Below are 23818 nucleotides of genomic sequence, written 5' to 3'. Positions count from 1 at the left end.
TTTGGCAAGGCTCAAATATTTCTGATTACAAAATTATTGTGTAATTTATTTAAAATTTTGCACTACGACAGTGTGTTTTTAATTTTTTAAGTAAAATCATACTTTTTAAAACAGGCTAACATTTTATCTCGCTACTTGGCACGGCTTCGCCAAAGCGAGTCCCATTTGAAATCGCTAAAATTTTGATTATAAGATGATTAAGATGCTACCGTTTGACCTTAATCAAATAACCAAGCCGATTTAAATATATATAATAATGCGACTTGGTTTTGTATTTTATTTGTCCATCTTTCTCTTCTATCCCAAATCCTTTTAATTTGACTTCAGAGCTATTAGGACTAATCTGTTTTATATCAATGCCTTTGTAATTGCTTGACAAGGCTTTTTTAAGATTATCAATTTCGGTTTCTGTTACTTTTGCGGGTTGGTTCAACCAAAATAAATATCGCATCACTGTTGTGACTTGAAACACACTGTTTCTCTCTTTTTCATTGATGTAAACCAAAACCATAGAAGGCAAGACCGGGATGTTTATCTTCTTTTTTCTATCGCTCCATTGTCTTACAACAGTTTGGGTAGGGCAATAGTTTTTTATGCCTATTTCCGATAGGTGCTGAGCGGTTTTTTTCTCTGTATTGGGTTTGCAATAAATCACAAACCAATGTTTTGAAGATGATACTTTTGGGTTTGCCTTTATATACTGTGGCTTAGATTGAGCCATATAAATAATAATTGATACTAAGATTAATATTGAACTTCAAAAGGATTGGATTAGTTAGTGCAAAATTAATAAAAATTAAATAAACTTTAAACTTTAATATTTTAATATTAAAGGCTTTTGAGGGAGTCTTGCCAGTGTAAAATTTCTATCCCAAAAACCGTTTTGAATTTATTTTTATCCATAACCGAATAGTGAGGACGTTTAGCTTTTGTTGGATAATCTTTTGACAATATAGGAATTAATTTACAGTCAATAGCTTCCTTATCAAAAATAGCTTTAGCAAAATCATACCATGAGGCAACGCCTTCGTTGGCATAGTGATAAATACTTTGTTTATTTTGCCAAATCATATATTGGCTTACACAAGTCATCATGGCTTTTGCCAAATCTCGTGCATGTGTTGGCGTGCCGATTTGATCATAAACGATTTGAAGCTGATCACGCTCTTGCCCCAAACGCAACATTGATTTCATAAAATTATGACCATATTTTGAATACAACCAAGAAGTACGAACAATTAAACTGCTCGCTTTTGAATTTAAAATAGCCTCTTCACCTGCACGTTTAGATTGTCCGTAAACACCAAGAGGGCTAACCGCATCATCTTCTGTGTAGGGTTTGTAATTTTGACCATCAAACACATAATCTGTTGAAAAATGGATTAAGGCTATTTGATGTTTTTCACAAATATTAACCAAGTTATATATAGCATCGCGATTGATACTCAATGCCTTTTCAACATCGTCTTCTGCTTGATCTACAGCGGTATATGCTGCACAATTGATAATCAAATCAATATGATTTTTGTTAAAATAAAAATTTAATGCCTCGATATCTGTAATATCTAAAGTTTTGGAATCTGTAAATTGAAAATGATGTTCACTATCTTCCTCAAGACATTTGAATTCTGAACCCAATTGACCTTTTGAGCCTGTAACAAGTATATTCAATGCTTAAGTTTTTGCGAATTTAATGATTTTTAAAAATAAATGATGTTTATCGAATAGTAATTTTTTTTATGGTTAAAGCTATATCGCAATTTTATAAAACCGTCAAATTGAGTGATTTTTCGAAGTAAAACAAAGAATCCCGAAATTTGTCAGAATTATCGAAACTATGCTTTATGATGAAAATATTCTTTATCTTATATGTTAAAAAGTCATTATATGTTGTTTGTCAAACTCACGTTTATAAGAATTTTTTTTAAGCCACTAATTCATTAATGACTACAAGATTTTTAATGCATTAGTGGCAAAAGAGAAAAATATTGAATAATTATATAAACGAAAACGATATAGTTTGATACTTTTGCAAAAAAAAATCTATTATGCCTACATTACAACACATCGATATTCAATTGTCAGAGCAAGCCAAAATGAGCAAAACAGCTGCTCAACTCATCAAAATTGTGCAAGATTTATGGTTTGACCGAGCGGTTGAACTCGTTCTTTTTAGAAATTCACTTATCAACAAAAGTGTTGCTGAGGTTTTAGATTTGCACCATTACACACGTGCATTTGTAGAAAAACCCATCAGTGTCTTTGAATCTTTAAACATAGCTGAAGCACTGCTTGAAATGGAAACGCCACCAGCTAAAATAGATTTGGGCAAACTTACCCACGAATTTCAACATGAAAGTCAAGACTACGAAGATGTCAACGATTTTTTAGTCTCTAAACTTATAGGCATTGAATACCATTCTGATATCACACCAAAAGATGTTATTCTCTATGGTTTTGGAAGAATTGGTCGGCTTTTAGCTCGTGAACTCATGACCAAAACGGGAAGTGGCAACCAACTTAGGTTAAGAGCCATTGTAACTCGAGGAAATATCACCGATGAGATTATTGACAAACGCTTGTCTTTGTTAAAAAACGACTCCATTCACGGCGAATTTCACGGCAATGTGGTTGCAGATTATGAAAATCAAGCTTTGGTTATAAACGGTACTACAGTTTATTTGATCACCTCAAATTCGCCAGAAAATATCGATTATACACAATATAGCATTCAAGATGCCTTGGTTTTAGACAATACCGGAGCATTTCGAGATAAAGAAGCTTTGAGCCGACATCTCAAAGCCAAAGGCGTGTCAAAAGTTTTGCTTACCGCACCCGGCAAAGGCGTGCCTAATATCGTTCACGGTGTCAACCAAAACCAATTTGATTTAGACCAACACGATATCTTTTCGGCAGCCTCTTGCACAACCAATGCTATTACGCCTATTTTAAAAGCCATTGAAGATACATTTGGCATCGAAAACGGTCATCTTGAAACCATTCATGCCTATACCAACGACCAAAACTTGGTTGATAATATGCATAAAAAATACAGACGTGGTCGTGCTGCTGCCATCAATATGGTGATTACCGAAACAGGTGCGGGCAAAGCGGTTGCCAAAGCACTTCCTCAATTAGAAGGCAAATTAACTTCTAATGCTATTCGGGTTCCTGTGCCAAATGGCTCTTTGGCAATTTTAAATCTCAACCTAAAATCTGAAGTGAGCCTTGAAAACATAAACAAGTGTATCAAAACTTATGCACTTGAAGGCGAATTGGTTGAACAAATTAAATATGCCATCAACAATGAAATGGTGTCAAGCGATATTATTGGCAACGCCGCACCAGCCATTTTTGACAGCAATGCAACAATATCAGAACATCCAAAAAACTGCATACTTTATGTTTGGTATGATAATGAATACGGCTACAGCCATCAAGTTATCCGTCTGGCAAAACACATAGCGAAAGTCAGGCGGTTTACGTATTATTAATGATAAACAAAATTTTTTAGAAGCAGAAAAACTTTAGTCTTGTTTGCTAAGGTCAGTTCCCGCTTTCGGCTATAGTTGTTTGTCTTTTGTTTTTTTGTCTGCGCGTTTCGTGGCTTCCGTTGGTCGCCACGCCACGCCCACAAAAAATAACTATTAAAAACCGTTGAAACGCTAAGGATTGTGCATTTTCCATAGCCCACGGTTTAAACCGTGGGCTATGGATTGCAAATATTCGATGGTGAATGGATTTATCCATTTTCTATGATTTCAATTTCTTCCCTGTAAGTCATTCGAATAAATTTTAACACATTCATCCCAAGGAAAATGACAGGCTAATTTTATCCATCTATTATTTTGACTTAAATTCATTTGGCAAAGATCACCAAATTCTTCAAGTTTAATAACTGAAATTTAGTGGTTTATAGAAGAATGAGGATTCCCTATTTAAGGTGAGTTCGATATAAATTCCAATAAAATATAGATATTTAATCATTTGTCAAGTCGATAGAGCGAAGCACGAGCGATGAGACATCTCAGTAGGATGAGATTTCTCCTCATTCTTCGTTCGAAATGACAAAATTTGCTAACAAAAAGATGTTATCATCTGATTTACAGCTTTCAATAAATCGAACTCACGTTACTTAACCTTTAACCATTGACTAAAATTACCCTGATTTATAATTTAACAAAATACCGTCAGATATTTGACGGTATTTATATAATTAAAGTTACAATTAAGACGGAATTACATCTTATTAAAAACCTTAGCAACCTTTTCAGCCAAAGCCTTAAACTCATCATCAGACATTTTGACTTTGTGCTGAAACGTCATATCTTTCATAGCATTGATGGGAATCAGGTGCACGTGTACGTGTGGCACTTCTAATCCTACAACTGACATACCAATTCGCTTGCAGTCAACAACTTGTCGTAAAGCCAAAGCCACTTGTCTTGAAAAGGACATCAATTTGATGTAAGTCACTTCATCTAAATCAAATAGTTTATTGACTTCTTTTTTTGGCACGCAAAGCGTATGGCCTTTGGCATTAGGGTTAATGTCTAAAAATGCAATGAATTCTTCATTTTCAGCAACTTTGTAGGACGGGATTTCGCCATTGATAATTTTTGTGAAAATTGTAGCCATAATTTTATTCTTTTTGTTGTTGTTGAGCTTCAAGTTCGGCTTGAAATTCTTCTAAAACAGGTTTGACGGTGCTTTCGGGCAAATCTTTAATTCGGATATACATCAAACCATCAACCGAGTTGTTAAATAAAGGATCAACGTTGAAAGCCACAACTTTAGCGTTTTGTTTGATGTATTTTTTTATCAAAACAGGTAAACGCAAGTTGTCAGATTCTAATTCGTCAATGAGTTTGTCAAATTTATTTAAATCGGCTTGAGTGGCATCAAATACAAAATCTTTATCCACATCTTTGAGTTTGACTTTAAATTCTTTTTTTGGATGAACATATTGTGCTAAATACGGGTCGTAGTAATTAGATTTCATAAATTCAATCATAATCGATTTAGAGAAATTCGAAAACTTATTGCTAATGCTCACACCACCGATTAAATATTTATGCTCTGGAAATCTCAACGTGCAGTGCACAATACCTTTCCATAGCAAAAACAACGGCATGGGTTTTTGTTGATATTCTTGTATGATAAATGCTCGACCCATTTCAATAGCTTCACTCATCAAGCGATGAGATTCGGGTTCAAACCTAAAGAGTTCGCTGAGATAAAATCCTTCTATACCGTATTGTTTATAGATTTCTTTACCCAAACCCATACGATATGAACCCACAATTTTTTGGGCATCGTGATCCCATAAAAACATATGGTGGTAATAGTTGTCGTAATCATCTAAATCTATAGGTTTGTTTGTTCCTTCGCCAATCGATCTAAATGTGATTTCTCTTAACCGCCCTATTTCTCTGACCACATTAGGAATTAATGCTCGCTTTGCAAAAAAAACTTCGTAATTTTTACTTTTTAGCAAACATTTTTTCTGCGTTCTGCACACTTCAATTTCTTTTAAAATAAGCTGTTGAGAACCTTCTGAAACAATTTTTTTAACTTTGTTTTGAATTGGAAATTTGATTTGTCTTGGAAAGCTTTTGATTAAACTTGTTTTTTCAAAACTGCTTGACATCATATAAGTTTTCTTTCGTAAAAAAGCCTTGTAATCTTGTAAGTTCTCAAATTGGTTTTGATCATTGAGATTTATAGGATAACCTATTCTGACTTTTATATTTCTGTGGCTTTGAGTAAGCATTTCACTTGGTAGTTTGGCTGTTCTTAAGCTATCACTAATTTTAGCTAAGTTGTAAAACGCCAAGCTGTTTTTAGCGTGAAAATATACAGGCAAAACAGGAACTTCTGCTTTTTTAATCAATTTTATGGCTTCATCAGTCCAAGGTTTATCAACAATATCATTATCTACTTTGTAAGTTGAGACTTCACCAGCAGGAAAAATACCTAAGGGATATCCGTTTTTAAGATGTTGTAGAGCTTGCTTGAGACCTATAACACTTGATTTGACTTCTTGTCGTGTTTCAAACGGATTAACCGGCATGACTTTATCTTCGATAGGCTTTAAACGTTGCAATAAGAAATTGGCAATAATTTTGTAATCTTCACGTGCTTCAAGCATAAGTTTGAGCAAAATCAAGCCATCAATGCCACCAAGTGGATGATTTGAAATACTGATAAAGGCTCCATTTTTAGGGATACGTTTTAAATCTTTTTCAGGAATTTCAAAAGCAACACCTAACTCAATCAACACCGCATCTATAAAATCTACAGCATCTAAATGCTTATAACGATCATAGACGGTATTGAGTTTGTTTAACTTAGAAAGTCTTAGGAAAATATGACCAAAAAAAACACCAAAAGCACCAAATTTATTTAAATTTAAGCCTTTAGACACTTCTGTTGCAGTTACAATTGGCATCGTTGGTTTGTTTTTTTTGTTAGTGTAAATATAAACAACTTTATTGAGAAGACTTTACCACAAGCTGAACCGTTTGTTGTGTATATTGTTTGAGTAAGATTTTCTTTTGTTTAGTCATCTCTTTTAATGTTTTGTCTGTATAATGACGAATAGTGAGTAAAGTTACATCTTTTTCATATTTAACCTTAAATTTAGCTTTGAGATGCTCAATCAATTTCTCGGCATTTTTAAATTTATTATCAATACAAACCGAAAAGCTTATTGCTGAATTTTGGATCAAATCTACTTTAATTTGATATTTATGGAACAAGGCAAAAATTTCACTGATATTATCTTCCACAAAAAACGAAAAATCTAAAGTTGACAGCGACAACATGATCAAATTGTTTTTGACAATATAACACGGCACTTTTGGTTCAATAGCTTTACCTTTAGAGACACAAGTTCCAGGCGATTTGGGGTTGTAAAAAGATTTGACAAACAAAGGAATTTCCTTTTGTTGTAATGGTTGCAAAGTTTTAGGATGAATGACAGAAGCACCATAAAATGCCAATTCAATAGCTTCTTCGTAAGAAATTTGATTGAGCAATTGTGTATTGTTGAATATATTTGGATCGCCGTTTAAAACCCCAGGGACGTCTTTCCAAATAGTTACGCTTTCGGCGTTAAGGCAATAGGCAATAATACCTGCTGTATAGTCACTACCTTCTCGACCTAAAGTGGTTGTGAAATTGTTTTCATCTGAGCCGATAAAACCTTGGGTGATGCTGAGCTCTTCAGGATTGATATGTGCTTTAATTTTGGTTTGGGTTTGCTCCCAATTCACTTCGGCATCACGATGTGTGCTGTTGGTGTCGATAAGATTTCTGCAATCGTGCCAAGCATTATCAATGCCTTTATGGTTTAAAAATTGACTGACAATGCTCGTGCTGATCAACTCGCCAAACGCCACGACTTGGTCATAAACAAAGTCGTAATTCGGCGATTTATTTCGACTTAAAAAAATCTCTAATTCGTCAAAAAAGTAATTGGTTTTGGTGTAAGCTGGATGTTGGTTGGTTTCAAATAAATCATCTAAAATGTTATGATGATATTGTTTTAATTTCTCAATTTCAGATTTTAAGGCTTTATTTTGAGAAAAATACAGATCGATGATGTGTTCAAGTGCATTTGTGGTTTTACCCATAGCTGAAACCACAACCACCTTATGAGTTTTGCCTGTAAGCTCAATAACTTTCGCTACATTTCGTACGCCTTTGGCATCCTTTACCGATGCACCACCAAATTTAAACACTTGTATCATTTTATTTTAAAAATTTTGAATAGTCTCTTTATCCATTTGAACCGTTCGCCATTCTTGAAACACTTTAGCACCATAAGATTCATAGAATTTAATGGCATCAATATTCCAATCTAAAACCACCCATTCTAATCGGTTGATATTTTCTGTTTTGGCGTGTTTGATTAAAGCTTCAAAAAGTGCCTTGCCAATGCCTTTTTTTCTGTGTTTTTGCTTTACTATCAAGTCTTCAAGATGAATGCTAAGTCCTTTCCAAGTTGAAAATCGATTGTAAAACAAAGCCATACCTAAAATTTCATCATCTTCACTTTCAGCGACTAAGCAATCAAAAGCTTTGTGTTTGCCAAACCCGTATTTCAAAACATAATTCTCGTCTATTTCTACAGCATCAGGTTCGTTTTCATAGACTGCCAATTCGTGTATAAGTTGCATAACACTTTTGACATCTTCGGGTTTTGCAAATCGGATTTTAAAATTCATAGTTAACACAATATTATTTAAAAAACAAATGTATTTAAAAAACCAACTTCAATAAGTTGTTAATGAAATGATTTTATATTTTTGCACAAACTACAACGTTTTCGTTATGACTCAACCACATCAAACGCTAGGTGAATTTATCATTGAGCATCAAAAATCTTTTAAGTATTCCTCAGGCGAGCTTTCAAGATTGATCAACTCCATTCGCTTGGCGGCTAAAGTTGTTAATCACGAAGTCAATAAAGCAGGTTTGGTCGATATTCTTGGTCAACATGGAGAAACCAATATACAAGGTGAAGAACAACAAAAACTGGATGTTTATGCCAACAATTTATTTATAGAAACCTTGACCAATCGTGAAATTGTTTGTGGGATTGCTTCTGAAGAAGAAGACAGTTTTATAACCGTTCAAGGTCATAACAAAGCTCATGACAACAAGTATGTGGTGCTAATGGATCCGTTAGATGGCAGTTCAAATATTGATGTTAATGTATCTGTTGGAACAATTTTTTCAATTTATAGACGCGTTACACCAATCGGACAACCTGTTGAGATGCGAGATTTTCTTCAGCCTGGTCATCAACAAGTGGCTGCGGGTTATATCATTTACGGCACTTCGACAATGTTGGTTTACACCACAGGTTATGGTGTGAATGGGTTTACACTTAATCCGGCTATCGGAACTTATTATTTGTCTCATCCTAATATGAAATTTCCTGAAACTGGACAGATTTATTCAATTAACGAAGGAAATTATGTGCATTTTCCACAAGGCGTTAAAGATTACATTAAATACTGTCAAGAAGAAAAAGACAACAGACCTTACACTTCTCGATATATCGGCTCATTAGTGTCTGATATTCATAGAAATATGATAAAAGGAGGCATTTATATTTATCCTAAAAGTTCAAAGGTAACTGATGGTAAATTGCGCCTGTTATATGAGTGCAATCCAATGGCATTTATAGTTGAACAAGCTGGCGGAAAAGCCAGCGATGGCAAACAACGCATTATGGATATCCAACCTACTGAACTTCATCAGCGTGTGCCGTTTTTTTGTGGGAGCAAAAAAATGGTGGAAAAGGCTGAAGCGTTTATGGCTAAAGAGGTTTAATCTTTTCTGTGGATTTTATAAAATTTGGATAGAGTATTTCTATTTTACACCTTTCATATTTAGCTCTATACTGTACAATGAAGTTTGAGCGGTAATAAAAAGTTTATTCCTATTTTTTCCGCCAAAGCAAACATTTGTAGGTACTTCAGGGATTTTTAAAGTTTTAAGATGTTGTCCGTTTTTAGAAAAAATATCAATTTGAGACTTATCTTTAGTTGTGATATAAATATGATTAGCTTGATCTATAGTCATGCCATCACTACCCAAATTGACAAAAAGGGTTTTATTGATTAGTGAGCCGTCTTTTTTTATGTGATATTGATAAGTTTTGCCAGCACCACGGTCAGAGACAAAAAGGGTTTTTCCGTCAGGGGTGCCAATTATTCCATTAGGTCGGGTTAAGTCTTCACAAACTTTAATGACTTTGCCATATGGAGTGATATAAAACACGTGCATTCCACCTTGAGGTAAAATATTTATATTACCATCATATTTTGGGTCTGTAAAATAAACGCCACCTTTTTTGTCAGACCAGAGGTCGTTGGTTTGGTTAAAGGGCTTGCCTTGATATTGTGATGCTAAAGTTTTATAATCTCCAACAGGGTTGGTAGAAGTAATACGAGCCTTTAGACCTTCACAGGCTAAAAGATTTTGGTTGTTATCAAAAAACAAACCATTTGAGCCATGACTGTTTTCTCGATAAAGTTTAAGGCTATCGGCAGTAGTCCAGATCCAAATTTTAGAGTTTGGAATATCAGAAAAATAAACATTGCCTTTGGCATCAACAGCTGGACCTTCTGTAAATTTAAAGCCTGAAACCAATTTTTTAACAGGTTTGACCATCTCTATTTTTACATTTAGCTCTTTGGATTTATTTTGGTTTTTAGATTGCTTTTTGCAAGCTATTAGCGATAGTATTAAAAATAAAGCTATTTGTTTCATAAGATTTTATTTTTCCATATCGGATAATTGAATATTGAGAGCTTTGACGCTGATTTGAATTTCAATAATAGACAAAGCTAGGGAAACCATGAGCAAAACAAGAGATAGCCCAAAAACTAAGTTTCCATAAAGGCTTACTTCTTCAAAAATCAAAAACATACTTAAGACGCATAAAAATAGGGAAAGAATACCAAAAATTTGCATATTTTTAATCAAAACCACCCGTTTTTTTAAATTTGAGATTTGAGCTCTAATACTGTCTTTAGGGTCAGATTTATAGCCATTGTATAGATTTCTTATCAGTCCAGCGATAGTCAAAAACCTATTGGTATAAGCTAAAAGCAAGAGAGATATGGCAGGGAAAAGTAGTGCTGGTGTAGTTAATGAAATATTCATTAATCAAATTTTTGTAAATTTAAGATATTATGATTACAAATAAGGCATCAAGTTTTAAAATAAGTCTTAACAATTTAATAATAAGTTTTAGAAAGTTATCAACAAAGATTATTTGACTTTTGCAGATTATTTTGTCAAAATTGATATGGAAACATTTTACAGCATTATTATTATACTGATTTTTGGTCTGGCCATAGCAGATTTAATAGTTGGTGTAAGTAATGATGCGGTTAATTTTTTAAACTCTGCTATAGGGTCAAAGGCAATTCCAATGCGAACCATATTGACGGTTGCAGGTATAGGTGTTTTGGTTGGTGCTGTGTTTTCTAGCGGTTTAATGGAAGTAGCTAGAAAAGGTATTTTTATGCCTGAGCTTTATTTTTTTGATGAAATTATAATAATTTTTTTAGCGGTATTGGTCACCGATATTTTACTTCTTGATGTTTTTAACTCGTATGGGATTCCGATATCTACAACGGTTTTAGTTGTATTTGAGTTATTAGGAGCATCGGTATGTTTAGCTTTATTAAAAATTAATAGTCGATCTGAAGTCGATAAGGTGTTGAGTGAATACATCAATGTTGGTAAGGCCACAGACATTACCTTAGGTATTTTGTTATCAGTAGTTTTGGCTTTTGTTGTTGGAGCTATTATACAATATATAAGCAGATTGATTTTTACTTTTGAGTTTAAACAGAAGCCCATTTGGCTAAAAGCTTTATTTGGTGGCGTTTCGTTTAGTGCTATCACCTATTTTATACTCATCAAAGGGATTAATACCATACAATTTATAGATGATGATTTTGTAAATATTGTTAAAAGCAATGCTAGGGTTATCATTTTGTTTAGCTTGTTGATATGGACAATATTGTCTTGGATTGTTGAACAAATTTTAAAAATCAATCTTTTTAAATTTATTATTGTGTTTGGCACATTTGCATTAGCATTGGCTTTTGCGGGTAATGATATGGTCAATTTTATTGGCGTGAGTGTTGCTGCTTGGCAATCTTTTGAATTATGGAGTGAAGCTTATCAACTTACAGGTGTTTTGCCATCAGATTTTAGCATGAAAGCTCTCTCTGGCGAAGTAGAAACCCCTGAATATATTTTAATTATTGCAGGTTTAGTGATGGTTTTTACGCTTTGGTTTTCAAGTAAAGCACAATATGTGGTTCAAACTGGGGTAAACTTGAGTCGTCAGGGAGAAGGCGAAGAGCGTTTTAAAGCCAACACATTATCTCGAAAAGTTGTTAGACTATTTTATCATGTTGGTGTAGGTGTAAAATCTATCATACCAAAATCTTTTAATGAATTTGCCAAGGCAAGATTTGAAAAGGGGCAAACTCAAAAGCTAAACCAAGGTATTACAAAACCATCTTTTGATATGCTTCGGGCATCAATTAACTTGGTGTTAGCCAGTATTTTAATTTCTATCGCAACTAATTTTACTTTACCGTTATCAACAACTTACATCACATTTATGGTTGCTATGGGAACATCATTTGGCGACAAAGCTTGGGGAAGAGAAAGTGCGGTCTATCGTGTTTCTGGAGTGCTTAACGTGATAGGGTCTTGGATGATTACGGCTATAATTGCTTTTAGTCTAGCTGCAGTGATGGCTCTTATTATTTATTATGGTGAGATTTATGCTATGGTTTTTTTAACGGCCTTTGTTGTATTTTCTTTAATAAGAAGCGGAATTAAACATTCAAAACGCATAAAATCTCAAAAACAAAATAAGCGTTTTAAAAGAAGTGATATTATAACCATTAATGATATTACAGCAGAATCTTCTCAAAACATTGTTTCTGTTATAGAAGGCATAGACGCGAGATATACTGAAATGGTGAATGGCTTAGGTTATCATGACTTATCTAAACTCAAAAAAATACTTAAAGATTTACCCGAACTTGAAACCGAAATTGACGATTTAAAGGATAACGTGTTTTACTATATCAAATCTCTTGAAGATGATACCGTTGAATCAAGCAAGTTTTACATTCTTACTTTAGATTACTTACAAGAGATGGTCCAATCTATGGCTTATATGATACGGACAAGTTTCAAATATGTGAATAATACCCATAGGAATTTAAAATTTAATCAAATACGAGAACTGAAAGGCATCAGCCGTGATTTGTCAGCTGTTTTTGCTCATATCAAATCGGTTTTTAATAAAAACGAGTTTGATGATATCGAGTTTTTGATAGAACAGAAAAAAGAACTCCAAGAAAAAGTATCAGATTTGATACAAAAACAAATTGAACGCATACGAACCACTGATATGGGTCAACAAAATACCAAATTTTATTTCGGGTTGCTTTTAGAAACTAAAGATATGATTACAGCTGGAATTAATATTCTCAGCCTTTTTTACGATTATTACTCAGAAGCCAAAGAAGAATTTTAAATTAATCTCAACATAAAGTTTTTGATAATTTAAAATTAGTTTATATTTGCATCCGCATTTTGGGGTGCGTAGCTCAGTTGGTTTAGAGCATCTGGTTTACACCCAGAAGGTCAGGGGTTCGAATCCCTTCGCACCCACAAGCCCAAACTTAGTTTGGGTTTTTTTATCTCGGGTCATTAACTCAGTTGGTTTAGAGTGTTACCTTGACAGGGTAGAAGTCACTGGTTCGAATCCAGTATGACCCACGGCAAGCAGAATCTCAACATCGTCGGTGTTGGGATTTTTAATTTAATCAACGCAAGGCTCAAAACATAGCTTTAAACCTTTTAACAAGACCTTTCTGTATTTGTCTTCAGCAAAACCACAAATCAAGCAAAAAAGTTGTGGGATTAAAATAAGCTATTGATACTAAAAGAAAAATTATTCCCTTAAAATATCTCCCAAAGCTTGCTCAACATGAACAAATTCAAATACAAATCCATGATCTTGAATTTTTTGAGCACTGACCAATTGACTGCCGAGCACAATTTGAGCCATTTCACCAAGCAACAGCTTTAAAGCAAATTTTGGCACGGGTGGAAGTAGTATGGGTTGATCCAAAACTTTAGCAATAGCTTGGGTTAATTTTTTATTGTTCACTGGATTGGGTGCAACGGCATTGTAAACGCCCGTTAATTCTTCATCCATAACGTAACAAAACATAGACGCCAAATCTTTAATATGTATCCAAGATTGCCATTGTTTGCCAGAACCTAAAACTGCACCAACATAATTTTTTATCGGTTTAACCATTTGTTCTAAAGTACCACCATCACCAGAAAGCACAACACCAATGCGAAGTTGAGCTACATTTATATTTAAGTCTTCAAATTGGTTTGAAGCTTTTTCCCATTCTTGAACCACTTGACCTAAAAAATCATCACTTAACTCTGTCTCAGTTTCATCGTAAAGCTTGGTTAATGAACTGGGATAAACCCCAACAGCACTCGCTGAAACTAAATGCTTGATATTGTGCTTAATTTCTGATAGGCTTTTATGTAAAAGATTTAATGTATCAATCCTACTATCTAAAATGGCTTTTTTGTGCTCCTTTGTCCAACGTTTTGCGACACTTGCACCAGCTAAATTGACAATACAATCTACGTCTTCAAAACAGGCTTTATCAATCTTTTGTTTATGAGGATTCCATTGAAAACCTTTTAAATTATCCTTATTTTCGACTTTTGATTCTCGTGTTGTAAGGTAATTCACTTCATCACCGCGTTCTAAGAGTTGTGTGGTCAAGGCTTTCCCCACCAATCCTGTTGCCCCTGTTATCAATACCTTCATTTTCTTTTTTATCTAAATGTAAAGCATATTTCTTTGGCACTTTCCTAAGGAATGATTAAAGTTTTTTAAACACGAAGGATTAAACGCTTTAAAATCATAGGCAACAGACTAATTTTCAATTGATTTTTAACAAGTTAAAGTCAAGAAAAACTATTTTTAACTTTTAACCAGACCTTAACAAGCTCAATACAAATATTTTATCAATTTGCGTTGCTAAATAAAATAGTAAACACATCGCCTATGGATGCTCAAAATACCAATGTTGATATTGCACAAATCAATGAAAAAATTGAAAAAGAAAGTGCCTTTGTCGAAATTCTCACCCAAGAAATGAACAAAGTCATTATCGGGCAAAAACAAATGCTTGAACGTTTGCTTATCGGACTCATCGGTCGCGGTCATATTTTGCTTGAAGGAGTTCCTGGTTTGGCCAAAACCCTTGCCATCAACACCTTGTCAAACGCTGTTGACGGGTCTTTTAGTCGTATTCAATTCACGCCAGACTTATTACCAGCAGATGTTGTAGGGACGATGATTTACAATATGAAAGTCAATGATTTTAGCATTAAAAAAGGACCGATTTTCGCCAACTTTGTCTTGGCAGATGAGATCAACCGTGCACCTGCTAAAGTGCAATCCGCATTGCTGGAAGCTATGCAAGAAAAGCAAGTTACTATTGGCGATGAAACCTTTATTTTAGATAAACCTTTCTTAGTAATGGCGACTCAAAACCCCGTTGAACAAGAAGGAACTTACCCACTTCCTGAAGCGCAAGTAGATCGTTTTATGCTTAAAACCGTAATTGACTATCCAAAAATAGAAGAAGAACAACAAGTGGTTAGAGCTAATTTGGCTGGCGATTACAACAAGGTCAAATCCGTTGTTTCTATCGATCAAATCCTAAAAGCACAAGAAGCTGTTAAGCATGTTTATATGGACGAAAAAATTGAGAAATACATTTTAGATTTGATTTTTGCAACCCGATATCCAGACCAATACAAACTCAGTGAAATCAAACCCCTCATAAGTTTTGGAGCTTCTCCACGTGGTAGCATCAACTTGGCAATTTGTGCCAAATGCTACGCCTTTATCAAACGCCGTGGTTATGTGATTCCTGAAGATGTCAGAGCTGTTGTGATGGATGTATTAAGACACCGTGTTGGCATTACCTACGAAGCCGAAGCCGAAAATGTAACCTCAGAAGACATCATCGCCAAAATTGTCAACGAAGTCGAAGTGCCATAACCAATCACTTTTTACTTTATCAAAAAACAAATTTAGTATGAACATAAACCAATTTTTAACAAGTTAAAAATTAAAGTCCTTCCACTTGGCGTCGCATTGAGCGAATTCGAAATGAAGGATTTAGGACAAGTAATTTATAGTTTTTTAATGATAAAAACATTTAAAAAATAATCAAAATTAAAGTCCTTCCCTCTGGGAAGGATTTAGGATGGGCTACTATGGATACCAAAGAACTTCTTAAAAAAGTTAGAAAAATCGAAATCAAAACCCGTCGTTTGAGCAATCACGTGTTTGGTGGCGAGTATCATTCGGCTTTTAAAGGACGTGGAATGACGTTTAGCGAAGTTCGCAGTTATCAATTTGGCGATGATGTGCGTGCAATTGATTGGAATGTTACGGCACGTTACAACGAGCCGTTTGTCAAGGTTTTTGAAGAAGAACGCGAACTGACTATGATGCTTTTAATAGATATTTCGGCTTCAGAAACTTTTGGCACACAAACCACCTATAAGCGAAATATTTTGGTAGAAATTGCAGCAACTCTTGCCTTTTCTGCTATTCAAAATAATGATAAAGTGGGTTTGATGCTCTTTACAGACCAAATTGAACTTTACATTCCTCCTAAAAAAGGACGTATGCACGTCTTGAGAATTATTCGTGAACTCATTGAATTTAAACCTCAAAACAAAAAAACTGATATTTCTTTGGCACTAAAATCTTTAAGCAATATGATTAAAAAAAGAGCAATTGCCTTTGTGATGTCAGATTTTATGGACGATGATTATGAGCGAAGTTTAAAAATTGTAGCACAACGCCACGATGTGACTGGGATTAGAATTTATGATAAACGCGAAACCGAATTGCCCAATGTCGGGCTTATCCAAGCTCAAGATGCCGAAAGTGGGAAGTTGGTATGGCTCAATTCTGCTTTAAAAAGCACAAGACAAGCCTATAGAAAACAGTATTTAGACCGTGTAGAATATTTTGATAAAACTTTTAAACTGAGCGGTGCTGGTCGCATTTCTACTCAAGTAGAAGAAAGTTACGTCAAAAAATTATTAAGTTATTTTAAAGCCAGATAAGCCATTAATGAGATTAGATCAACTTACATATCAATTAATTTTAACACTAGTTCTACTGATATCTAATTTTGAAATTAATGCACAAGAAGTCTCGGCAGAAATAGACCGCGATACTATTAAAATTGGCGAACAAATTAAATATAAAATTACAGCAAAGGTTCAACCTGAAGATGTTATTGTTTTTCCTGAAGGACAAACTTTTACGCCATTAGAAATGGTAGAAGCTTACAAAATTGACACCACACAGCTCGAACCACTTAAAATTTTATCTAAAACTTATGCTCTAACTCAATTTGATTCAGGAAGTTATACCATTGGGAAACAAACCTTAAAGCTCAACGACAGTTTTATTGAAACCGACAGTATCAAAGTTCGTGTCAACGATGTGGTGGTTGATACGACTAAGCAAAAACTTTACCCCATTAAAACTTATATCGATTTTGAGAAGCCTTTCGAAATTCAATCCTGGATTTGGTGGACTTTGTTGGCTATTGTTGTGGTCTTATGTTTAATTTTTCTCATTTTTAAATTTAAAAAGAAAAAAGACGAGAAGAAAAAACGCATTCCGCCGTATCAACGCGCCATTCAATCTTTGCAAGAATTAGACAATTCTAAATTGATTGACGATAGAAATTTAAAAGAATATTATTCTCAACTCACCGACATCAGCCGAAGATATCTTGAAGAAAAAGTTGAAATCAAGGCTTTAGAATATACCAGTAATGAGTTGGTAGATGAGCTTGAAAACAGACGCCAAAATCAAAAACTCAACATCAGTCAAGACCTGATTGAAGACTTTAAAAAAGTTTTGCAGCGGGCTGACCTTGCTAAGTTTGCCAAATCTGCACCTGATGTTTTGACGGCAAAAACGGATCGTAAAAACGTTGAAACATTCACCAACAGTATGCAAACGGCAATTCCTGAGCCAACCGACGAAGAGAAAAAACGCGATGAAGCCTATCAAGCCATTTTGAAAAAGCGACGTCAACGTCGAAAAATCGCTTTTGCTATTTTGGCTGTATTGGCCATTGTGACAATTTCTACCGTTGCTTTAGTCGCCACCAAAGGTTACGACTATGTCAAAGATGCTTATTTCGGCAATGCTTCAAAAGAGCTCTTAGAACAAGATTGGATCACCAGCACTTACGGCTATCCGCCAGTTCAAATTTCTACACCTGAAGTTCTCGTGAGAAAGCCCATTGATAGCCTCAATCAAAACATCAAACAAAATGATATGGTTCTCGATACCGAAACTTTTGTTGACGGTTCATTATTTTCAAACCTTTATGTGGTGTTGAGCACCGTAGAATTTAAAAAAGAAACCAAATTTGATCTCAATCAAGCCATTGACGGCATTTATAAAAATTTAGAACAAAAAGGTGCTATTAATATTTTGAGTAAAGACGAAGAAATTGAAACTTTAGATGGCACCAAAGGCATCAAAGTCTATGGAAGTTTCAAAATTAAAAACCCAATTACTGGCAATGAAATCGACAAATCTTATCATATTTTAAATTTTGGCGTAGGTGGCAATTATCAACAAATCACTATTGTTCATAATGAAAAAGATAAGTTTGCAGACGAAATAGCCAATAGAATTATAAATACAGTAGAATTTAAATTGGAAAACAACTAAGTATGTTCAACAACTTGACTTTTGAAAATCCCGCTTGGTTTTGGCTTTTGTTAGCCATTCCATTGTTTGTGGTTTGGTATTTAATCAAGCGTAAGGAAAGTCAAGTGCCAGTCAAATTCACTTCAACGCAGGCTTTTTCAGGCTCATCATTTTGGGGCTACATTAAACATACGATGTTTGCCTTTAAAATTTTGGCTTGGGTGTTTTTAACTATTGCAATGGCAAGACCAAGAACCGTTGACGTGACTACAGATATCAAAAAAACACGCGGTATTGATATTGTGATGTCTATTGATATTTCTGCCAGTATGTTGGCTAAAGATTTTGAGCCTAATCGGATGGAAGTCGTCAAAGAAGTGGCTTCAGAATTTGTTAAAAATCGTCCAAACGACCGTGTGGGTTTGGTGGTGTTTTCTGGCGAAAGCTATACCAAAACCCCTGTAACATCAGACAAAAGTATTGTTCTGAACACCCTTAAAGACATTTCATATTCCAGTCAAATAGAAGGTGGCACTGCCATTGGAATGGGACTGGCTACAGCTGTTAACCGACTTAAAGACAGCAAAGCCAAAAGCAAAGTCATTATTTTGTTGACTGATGGGGTCAATAATTCTGGTTTTATTGAGCCAAATACCGCAGCCGATTTAGCTTTAGAATACGACATAAAAGTTTATGCCATTGGCGTTGGTAGTATGGGCACTGCACTTTCGCCTGTTGCGATTGATAGAAATGGACAATTTCAATACCGCAATACTAAAGTTGAAATTGATGAAGCACTTCTCCAAGATATTTCTACTAAAACTGGTGGACAATATTTCAGAGCGACCAATGAAGATAAGTTGAAATCAATTTATGAAGAAATCAACAAATTAGAAAAAACAGAAATCAAAGAGACCAAATACTATAATTATGATGAAAAATATCCCATTTTCGTCATTATTGCAGGTTTATTAATGGCATTGGTTGCTTTGATGAAATATACCATAATGAGAAGTTTAGTATAAATGATACAGTTTGAACACCCATATTACTTTTGGTATTTCGCCCTTGTCGGTGTGATTGTTTTATTGTTTATTTTTTATAGACTTTGGCAAATCCGTGCACAAAAACGTTTTGCCGACCCAAAATTGTTTAAGTTTTTAGCACCGCAACGCTCGGTTTTTAAGCTTTGGATAAAATTTATCTTCTTTATTTTGGCTTTGTCCTGTTTCATAATTGCTTTAGCTAATCCTAAAATGGGCACAAAAATGGAAACGGTAAAACGCCAAGGCGTTGACATCGTGTTTGCACTTGACGTGTCAAAAAGTATGTTAGCCGAAGATATTGCACCCAACCGTTTAGAAAAAGCCAAACAAATAATTTCTCAAACACTAAACGCCTTAGTATCTGACCGTGTGGGCATTATTGGCTATGCTGGTAGTGCTTTTCCGCAATTACCCATAACAACTGATTACGGAGCCGCCAAGACGTTTCTACAAGCAATGAATACCGATATGGTATCCAGCCAAGGCACAGCCGTTGCCGATGCTATTGATTTGGCTGCCACTTATTACGACCGCGATGAGACTACCAATCGGGTTTTGATTATAGTCGGTGATGGCGAAGACCACGGCAATAAAGCTGATGCAGCCATTGAGCGTGCTGTAGAAAATAATATCAGAATTTTTACCATTGCCGTTGGCACTTCAAAAGGTGGTCCAATTCCTATCAAACAAAATCGCGGTATAACTTATAAAAAAGACAATCAAGGTCAAACGGTAATTACTCGGGCTGACAAAATGACTTTAAAAAATATCGCCGAAAAAGGCAATGGTGTATTTATTGATGAAATGAGAACCGACGAAATTGTTAAAACTTTATTAGAAAATTTACAAAAAATTGAAAAATCGGAGTTCGAAACCAAACAATTTTCAGATTTTAAGACCCAATATCAATGGTTTGTTGGTTTTGGCATGCTTTTTATACTATTAGATATATTGATTTTAGAAAGAAAAACCCAATGGTTGCGACGACTTAACTTGTTTAATGAAAAAGACTATGATGATGAAATTTAGTTTATTAGGTGTTTTAATGTTTTTGTTTGTTTCGGTCAACGCTCAAGACAAAAACATCAAAAAAACACAAAAACAATATCAAAAATATTCTGCATTGGCCGCAGAAGAAATTCAAAACGGCGATTTTGCTCAAGCAGAAGCCTTGTATAGAAAAGCTTTAGACAAAAACCCTGAAGGCGATAAAGCCGCTTATAACTTTGGAAACTTATATTTTGAAAACCAAAAAAACAAACAATCGGCTTTGCGGTATTTAGAATCCGCAAAATCTTCTGAAGATAAAACCGTAAAACACAGGAATTATCACAACCTCGGCAACTTGATGATGAAAGAAAAACAATACGCCAAAGCCGTTGAAGCTTATAAAAATGCCTTGAGAAACAATCCTACGGATGAAGAAACACGATATAATTTAGCCTTAGCCAAGCAAAAAAGAGAAAAACAAAAAAACGAAGGTGGCGGTAAAGACAAAAACAAAGATCAACAAAAAAAGAACAAGAAAAAAGAACAAGATAAAGGTGGCGAAGGCGATAAAGACGAGAAAAAACAAGACCAACAAAACCGTAAAGACGGCGAAGAAAAAAAGGAAAACAAGCAAAGACAAGACGATGCTAGAAAAGACCCAAAAGAAGGTGATAGCAAAAAGCAAAAGCAACCGTCTCAACCAAAACCTCAAAAAGGAAAAATGAGCGAGCAACAAATTAAAAACCTGTTGCAGGCCATTCAAAATAAAGAAAAAGATACACAAGAAAAACTCAATGCCCAAAAAGTAAAGGGTGTAAAAATCAAAACAGAGAAAGACTGGTAAATGAAAAAATTAATTTACATATTGATTTTTATAAGTTGTGCTTGGAGTCAAGCTCAAGTTAAGTTTACTGCTGAAGTCAGCCGTGAAAAGCTTGGAATTAATGAACGCTTGCGCGTTGAATTTAGCATGAATAAAGATGGCGACAACTTTATACCACCATCTTTTGAAGGCTTTAAAAAAATTGCAGGACCAAATCAATCTGTGAGTCAAAGTTGGATAAATGGCAAAAGCAGTTTTCAAAAATCATATACCTTTTTCTTGCAACCTTTAAAACGCGGTAAACTCACCATTGGTCAAGCCGAAGTGACCATTGACGGTCAAGTTTATAAAACCTCACCTCAAACTATTGAAGTTACAGCAGCTGTAGATAACCCAAGTGAAACCGCTGATGCTTCACCAGAGTCTAAAGCTTTGGATGGCATTCATTTGGTTGCTGAAGTTTCAGATACAAGCCCTTACCTCAACGAAGGAATTTATGTGGTCTATAAGCTGTATGTCAGTCCATCAACAGATATTAGAAATTGGCGGGCACTTGATAATCCTAAATATGAAAACTTTTGGAGTCAAAGCATTGACGTGAAACAGCTTGAAGTTAAAAATGGAGAATTTGCTGGCAAACCCTACCGCTATGTAGAGTTGCGAAAAACCATTTTGTATCCGCAAAAAACAGGAAAGCTCAAAATTGAACCGCTTACCCTTTCTATTGGTGTTGAAGTGCCAACGAACCGCAGAGACCTTTTTGGCAGAAGACTTTATGAAACAGTTGATAAAACCTATTCTGCTCAAACAAGAACAATTGATGTCAAACCATTGCCACAAGAAAATAAACCCGCCAGTTTTACTGGTGCTGTAGGAAAGTTTGATTTTGATGTGAGTGTTGACAAAAACAAACTCAAAGCAATGGAATCACTTCAGGCTGAAGTCAAAATAAGTGGTGAAGGCAATTTGAGTTTATTTGAGTTGCCAGCTTTAAAAGCTCCAAATAATACAGAAATATTTGAGCCTGAAAAACAAGATAATATCCGCACAACCACTAAAGGAATGGTGGGAACAAAGCGAAATATTTACACTTTAGTTCCACAACAAGCAGGAAAACAGGTGTTGCCAAGTTTAGAGTTTTCTTATTTTGACCCGTCCCAAAAAAAATACGTGACTTTAAATTCAAGTAATATTTCAATTGAAGTTGAACCCAATACAAGTTTGACCAATATCATTTCAAATTCGGATACTACGGGAAACAATTATTCATTTATAAAACCACCTGATGCACAATTCAGTTTTATCAAGCTTGATACTAATTTAGCTCCAATAGAGAAAAAACGCTTTTTTAAAAGCACAGCCTTTTGGGTGATTTCTTTTTCTGCTTTGGCATTATTTCCTTTCTTCATTGTTTTTAGAAAAGTTCAAAACCGTGAAGGTTTGTCAGAATCTGAAAGAAATCGTAAAAAGGCAAACAAGTTGGCTAAGAAGTTTTTGTCGGAAGCTAAATCTCACCAAAATGATTCAAAAGCTTTTTATTTGTCTTTAGAAAGAGCGCTTCACAATTATCTAAAAGCCAAGTTGCGTATTACCACAAGTGAAATGAGCAAAGAAAAAATAGAAGAATTATTATTAAAAAAAGGTGCAAAATCAGATGATGTCCATGCCTTTTTAGAATTGCTCAAAAATTGCGAAATGGCAAGATATTCGCCGTTAACCCAATCCGAAATCGATCAAGATTATCAACAAGCCAAAACAACATTAGCACAACTCGATAGAAGTTTATGAAAATAATTGTTTCCATATTGTGTTTTGCCTTAAGCCTTTCTGTTACGGCTCAAAACGATTCTATTTTCAGTCAAGCCAACGATGCTTATGCTGATGGTAACTACAAAGAGGCTCAAAGGCTTTACCAAAATATTTTAAAAAATGGTCAAGCATCAAGCGAGCTGTATTTTAATTTAGGGAATACGTATTACAAACTTGAAGATCTCGCCAACAGCATTTATTATTATGAAAAAGCGTTAAAGCTCAACCCCAAAGATAAAAGTATTCAAAACAATTTAGCCTTTGCAGAGCGAATGCGTTTAGATCAATTTAAACGTTTACCAGACTCCGAAGTTGATAAAACTTTAGACGATTTTATCACCACTTTTTCAATAGATACTTGGTCTATTATCGGAATTGTATTTCTATGTATTTCGGCCTTGTGTTTTGGTGTCTTTTTGTTGTTTAAACGCACGTTTGTTAAACGATTAGCTTTTGGAATTTGTATAGCTTTTTTGCTTTTATCAGGTGGTTCATTTGCAATGGCACAACTACAACTTCAGCGGGTTAAATCTTCGGTTTACGGCATTATTTTTCAAGAAGAAAAAGCTTTATTAGAAGAACCCAATCCCAAAAGCAATACTTTATTTCAACTGCACGAAGGCACAAAAATTAAAATTCTTGATCAGTTTCGTTCTTTCTACAAAGTTGAACTGCCTGACGGTACAATGGGTTGGATGACGACAGAAAATGTTAAGAAAATATAAATCTCAATTCCTCACCTATTACCAAAAACAAAGTTTCAAATTCACATAATTATTATATCTT

20 protein-coding genes and 2 tRNA genes are annotated in these 23818 nt (G+C 34.7%); 13 read left to right on the top strand and 9 right to left on the bottom strand.

Features of this window, described 5'->3' with window-relative positions; translation table 11 throughout:
- Positions 1-205: 205 nt before the first annotated feature.
- Positions 206-721: a transcription termination/antitermination NusG family protein gene (locus tag ACSSV5_RS07725; protein ID WP_211065264.1), complete on the bottom strand. Its 516-nt coding sequence runs from the start codon at positions 719-721 to the stop codon at positions 206-208.
- Positions 722-828: 107 nt separating this feature from the next.
- Positions 829-1671 carry a dTDP-4-dehydrorhamnose reductase gene (gene rfbD, locus ACSSV5_RS07720; RefSeq protein ID WP_454245423.1) on the bottom strand — a complete coding sequence of 281 codons (843 nt, stop codon included), beginning with the start codon at positions 1669-1671 and terminating at the stop codon, positions 829-831.
- 377 nt (positions 1672-2048) lie between these two features.
- On the opposite strand from rfbD, the gene ACSSV5_RS07715 reads away from it, so the two are divergent.
- A complete protein-coding gene (locus tag ACSSV5_RS07715; protein WP_454245422.1) occupies positions 2049-3494 on the top strand; it encodes a glyceraldehyde-3-phosphate dehydrogenase in 1446 nt (481 codons plus the stop codon).
- 745 nt (positions 3495-4239) lie between these two features.
- Here the strand turns inward: ACSSV5_RS07715 and ACSSV5_RS07710 are convergent.
- The 4 genes from ACSSV5_RS07710 to ACSSV5_RS07695 are packed head-to-tail and all read right to left on the bottom strand — an operon-like array spanning position 4240 to position 8231.
- On the bottom strand, positions 4240-4638 hold the full coding sequence (locus tag ACSSV5_RS07710; RefSeq protein ID WP_454245421.1) for an HIT family protein: 399 nt from the start codon (positions 4636-4638) through the stop codon (positions 4240-4242).
- A 4-nt stretch (positions 4639-4642) separates the two neighbouring features.
- The gene (locus tag ACSSV5_RS07705; RefSeq protein WP_211065267.1) at positions 4643-6451 is read right to left on the bottom strand and encodes a GNAT family N-acyltransferase; all 1809 of its coding nucleotides are present in this window, start codon (positions 6449-6451) and stop codon (positions 4643-4645) included.
- A gap of 40 nt (positions 6452-6491) precedes the next feature.
- The gene (locus ACSSV5_RS07700; RefSeq protein ID WP_454245461.1) at positions 6492-7751 is read right to left on the bottom strand and encodes an aspartate kinase; all 1260 of its coding nucleotides are present in this window, start codon (positions 7749-7751) and stop codon (positions 6492-6494) included.
- Positions 7752-7760: 9 nt separating this feature from the next.
- Entirely contained in the window at positions 7761-8231 is a 471-nt protein-coding gene (locus ACSSV5_RS07695; protein WP_211065268.1) for a GNAT family N-acetyltransferase, read from the bottom strand.
- Positions 8232-8337: 106 nt separating this feature from the next.
- Here ACSSV5_RS07695 and fbp point away from each other — a divergent pair, with 106 nt between their 5' ends.
- Positions 8338-9345: a class 1 fructose-bisphosphatase gene (gene fbp / locus ACSSV5_RS07690; RefSeq protein ID WP_454245420.1), complete on the top strand. Its 1008-nt coding sequence runs from the start codon at positions 8338-8340 to the stop codon at positions 9343-9345.
- A 39-nt stretch (positions 9346-9384) separates the two neighbouring features.
- Here fbp and ACSSV5_RS07685 read toward each other — a convergent pair whose 3' ends face one another.
- Entirely contained in the window at positions 9385-10287 is a 903-nt protein-coding gene (locus tag ACSSV5_RS07685) for an SMP-30/gluconolactonase/LRE family protein (protein WP_454245419.1), read from the bottom strand.
- A 6-nt stretch (positions 10288-10293) separates the two neighbouring features.
- Positions 10294-10683: a DUF2721 domain-containing protein gene (locus tag ACSSV5_RS07680; RefSeq protein ID WP_211065270.1), complete on the bottom strand. Its 390-nt coding sequence runs from the start codon at positions 10681-10683 to the stop codon at positions 10294-10296.
- Between the two features lie 145 nt (positions 10684-10828).
- Between ACSSV5_RS07680 and ACSSV5_RS07675 the strand changes: the two genes are divergently transcribed.
- From ACSSV5_RS07675 to ACSSV5_RS07665, 3 genes are all read left to right on the top strand, one after another.
- The gene (locus ACSSV5_RS07675) at positions 10829-13093 is read left to right on the top strand and encodes an anion permease (RefSeq protein WP_454245418.1); all 2265 of its coding nucleotides are present in this window, start codon (positions 10829-10831) and stop codon (positions 13091-13093) included.
- A gap of 62 nt (positions 13094-13155) precedes the next feature.
- Positions 13156-13230 (top strand) — tRNA-Val (locus ACSSV5_RS07670).
- A 33-nt stretch (positions 13231-13263) separates the two neighbouring features.
- A tRNA-Val gene (locus ACSSV5_RS07665) sits at positions 13264-13338 on the top strand.
- Positions 13339-13513: 175 nt separating this feature from the next.
- On the opposite strand, the gene ACSSV5_RS07660 is transcribed toward ACSSV5_RS07665, so the two are convergent.
- Positions 13514-14422 (bottom strand): TIGR01777 family oxidoreductase, encoded by a 909-nt coding sequence (locus tag ACSSV5_RS07660; protein WP_454245417.1) that lies wholly within the window; start codon positions 14420-14422, stop codon positions 13514-13516.
- Between the two features lie 240 nt (positions 14423-14662).
- On the opposite strand from ACSSV5_RS07660, the gene ACSSV5_RS07655 reads away from it, so the two are divergent.
- The 8 genes from ACSSV5_RS07655 (at position 14663) to ACSSV5_RS07620 (ending at position 23757) form a co-directional block, all read left to right on the top strand.
- Positions 14663-15667, top strand: a complete 1005-nt coding sequence (locus tag ACSSV5_RS07655) for an AAA family ATPase (protein WP_211065272.1) — start codon at positions 14663-14665, stop codon at positions 15665-15667.
- A 218-nt stretch (positions 15668-15885) separates the two neighbouring features.
- Positions 15886-16749, top strand: coding sequence for a DUF58 domain-containing protein (locus ACSSV5_RS07650; RefSeq protein ID WP_454245416.1), 864 nt, complete (start codon positions 15886-15888; stop codon positions 16747-16749).
- Between the two features lie 7 nt (positions 16750-16756).
- Entirely contained in the window at positions 16757-18385 is a 1629-nt protein-coding gene (locus ACSSV5_RS07645; RefSeq protein WP_454245415.1) for a hypothetical protein, read from the top strand.
- A 2-nt stretch (positions 18386-18387) separates the two neighbouring features.
- Entirely contained in the window at positions 18388-19389 is a 1002-nt protein-coding gene (locus ACSSV5_RS07640; RefSeq protein ID WP_454245414.1) for a vWA domain-containing protein, read from the top strand.
- Positions 19390-20439, top strand: a complete 1050-nt coding sequence (locus ACSSV5_RS07635) for a vWA domain-containing protein (RefSeq protein WP_454245413.1) — start codon at positions 19390-19392, stop codon at positions 20437-20439.
- Positions 20429-21244, top strand: coding sequence for a tetratricopeptide repeat protein (locus ACSSV5_RS07630; protein WP_247653517.1), 816 nt, complete (start codon positions 20429-20431; stop codon positions 21242-21244). The genes ACSSV5_RS07635 and ACSSV5_RS07630 overlap by 11 nt, the downstream gene beginning before the upstream one ends.
- A complete protein-coding gene (locus tag ACSSV5_RS07625) occupies positions 21245-23011 on the top strand; it encodes a BatD family protein (RefSeq protein WP_454245412.1) in 1767 nt (588 codons plus the stop codon).
- The gene (locus ACSSV5_RS07620; protein ID WP_211065278.1) at positions 23008-23757 is read left to right on the top strand and encodes an SH3 domain-containing protein; all 750 of its coding nucleotides are present in this window, start codon (positions 23008-23010) and stop codon (positions 23755-23757) included. The genes ACSSV5_RS07625 and ACSSV5_RS07620 overlap by 4 nt, the downstream gene beginning before the upstream one ends.
- Positions 23758-23818: the final 61 nt, after the last annotated feature.

It is taken from the genome of Psychroflexus sp. MBR-150 (assembly GCF_053628795.1).
This window is presented reverse-complemented; position numbering and strand designations above follow the sequence as displayed.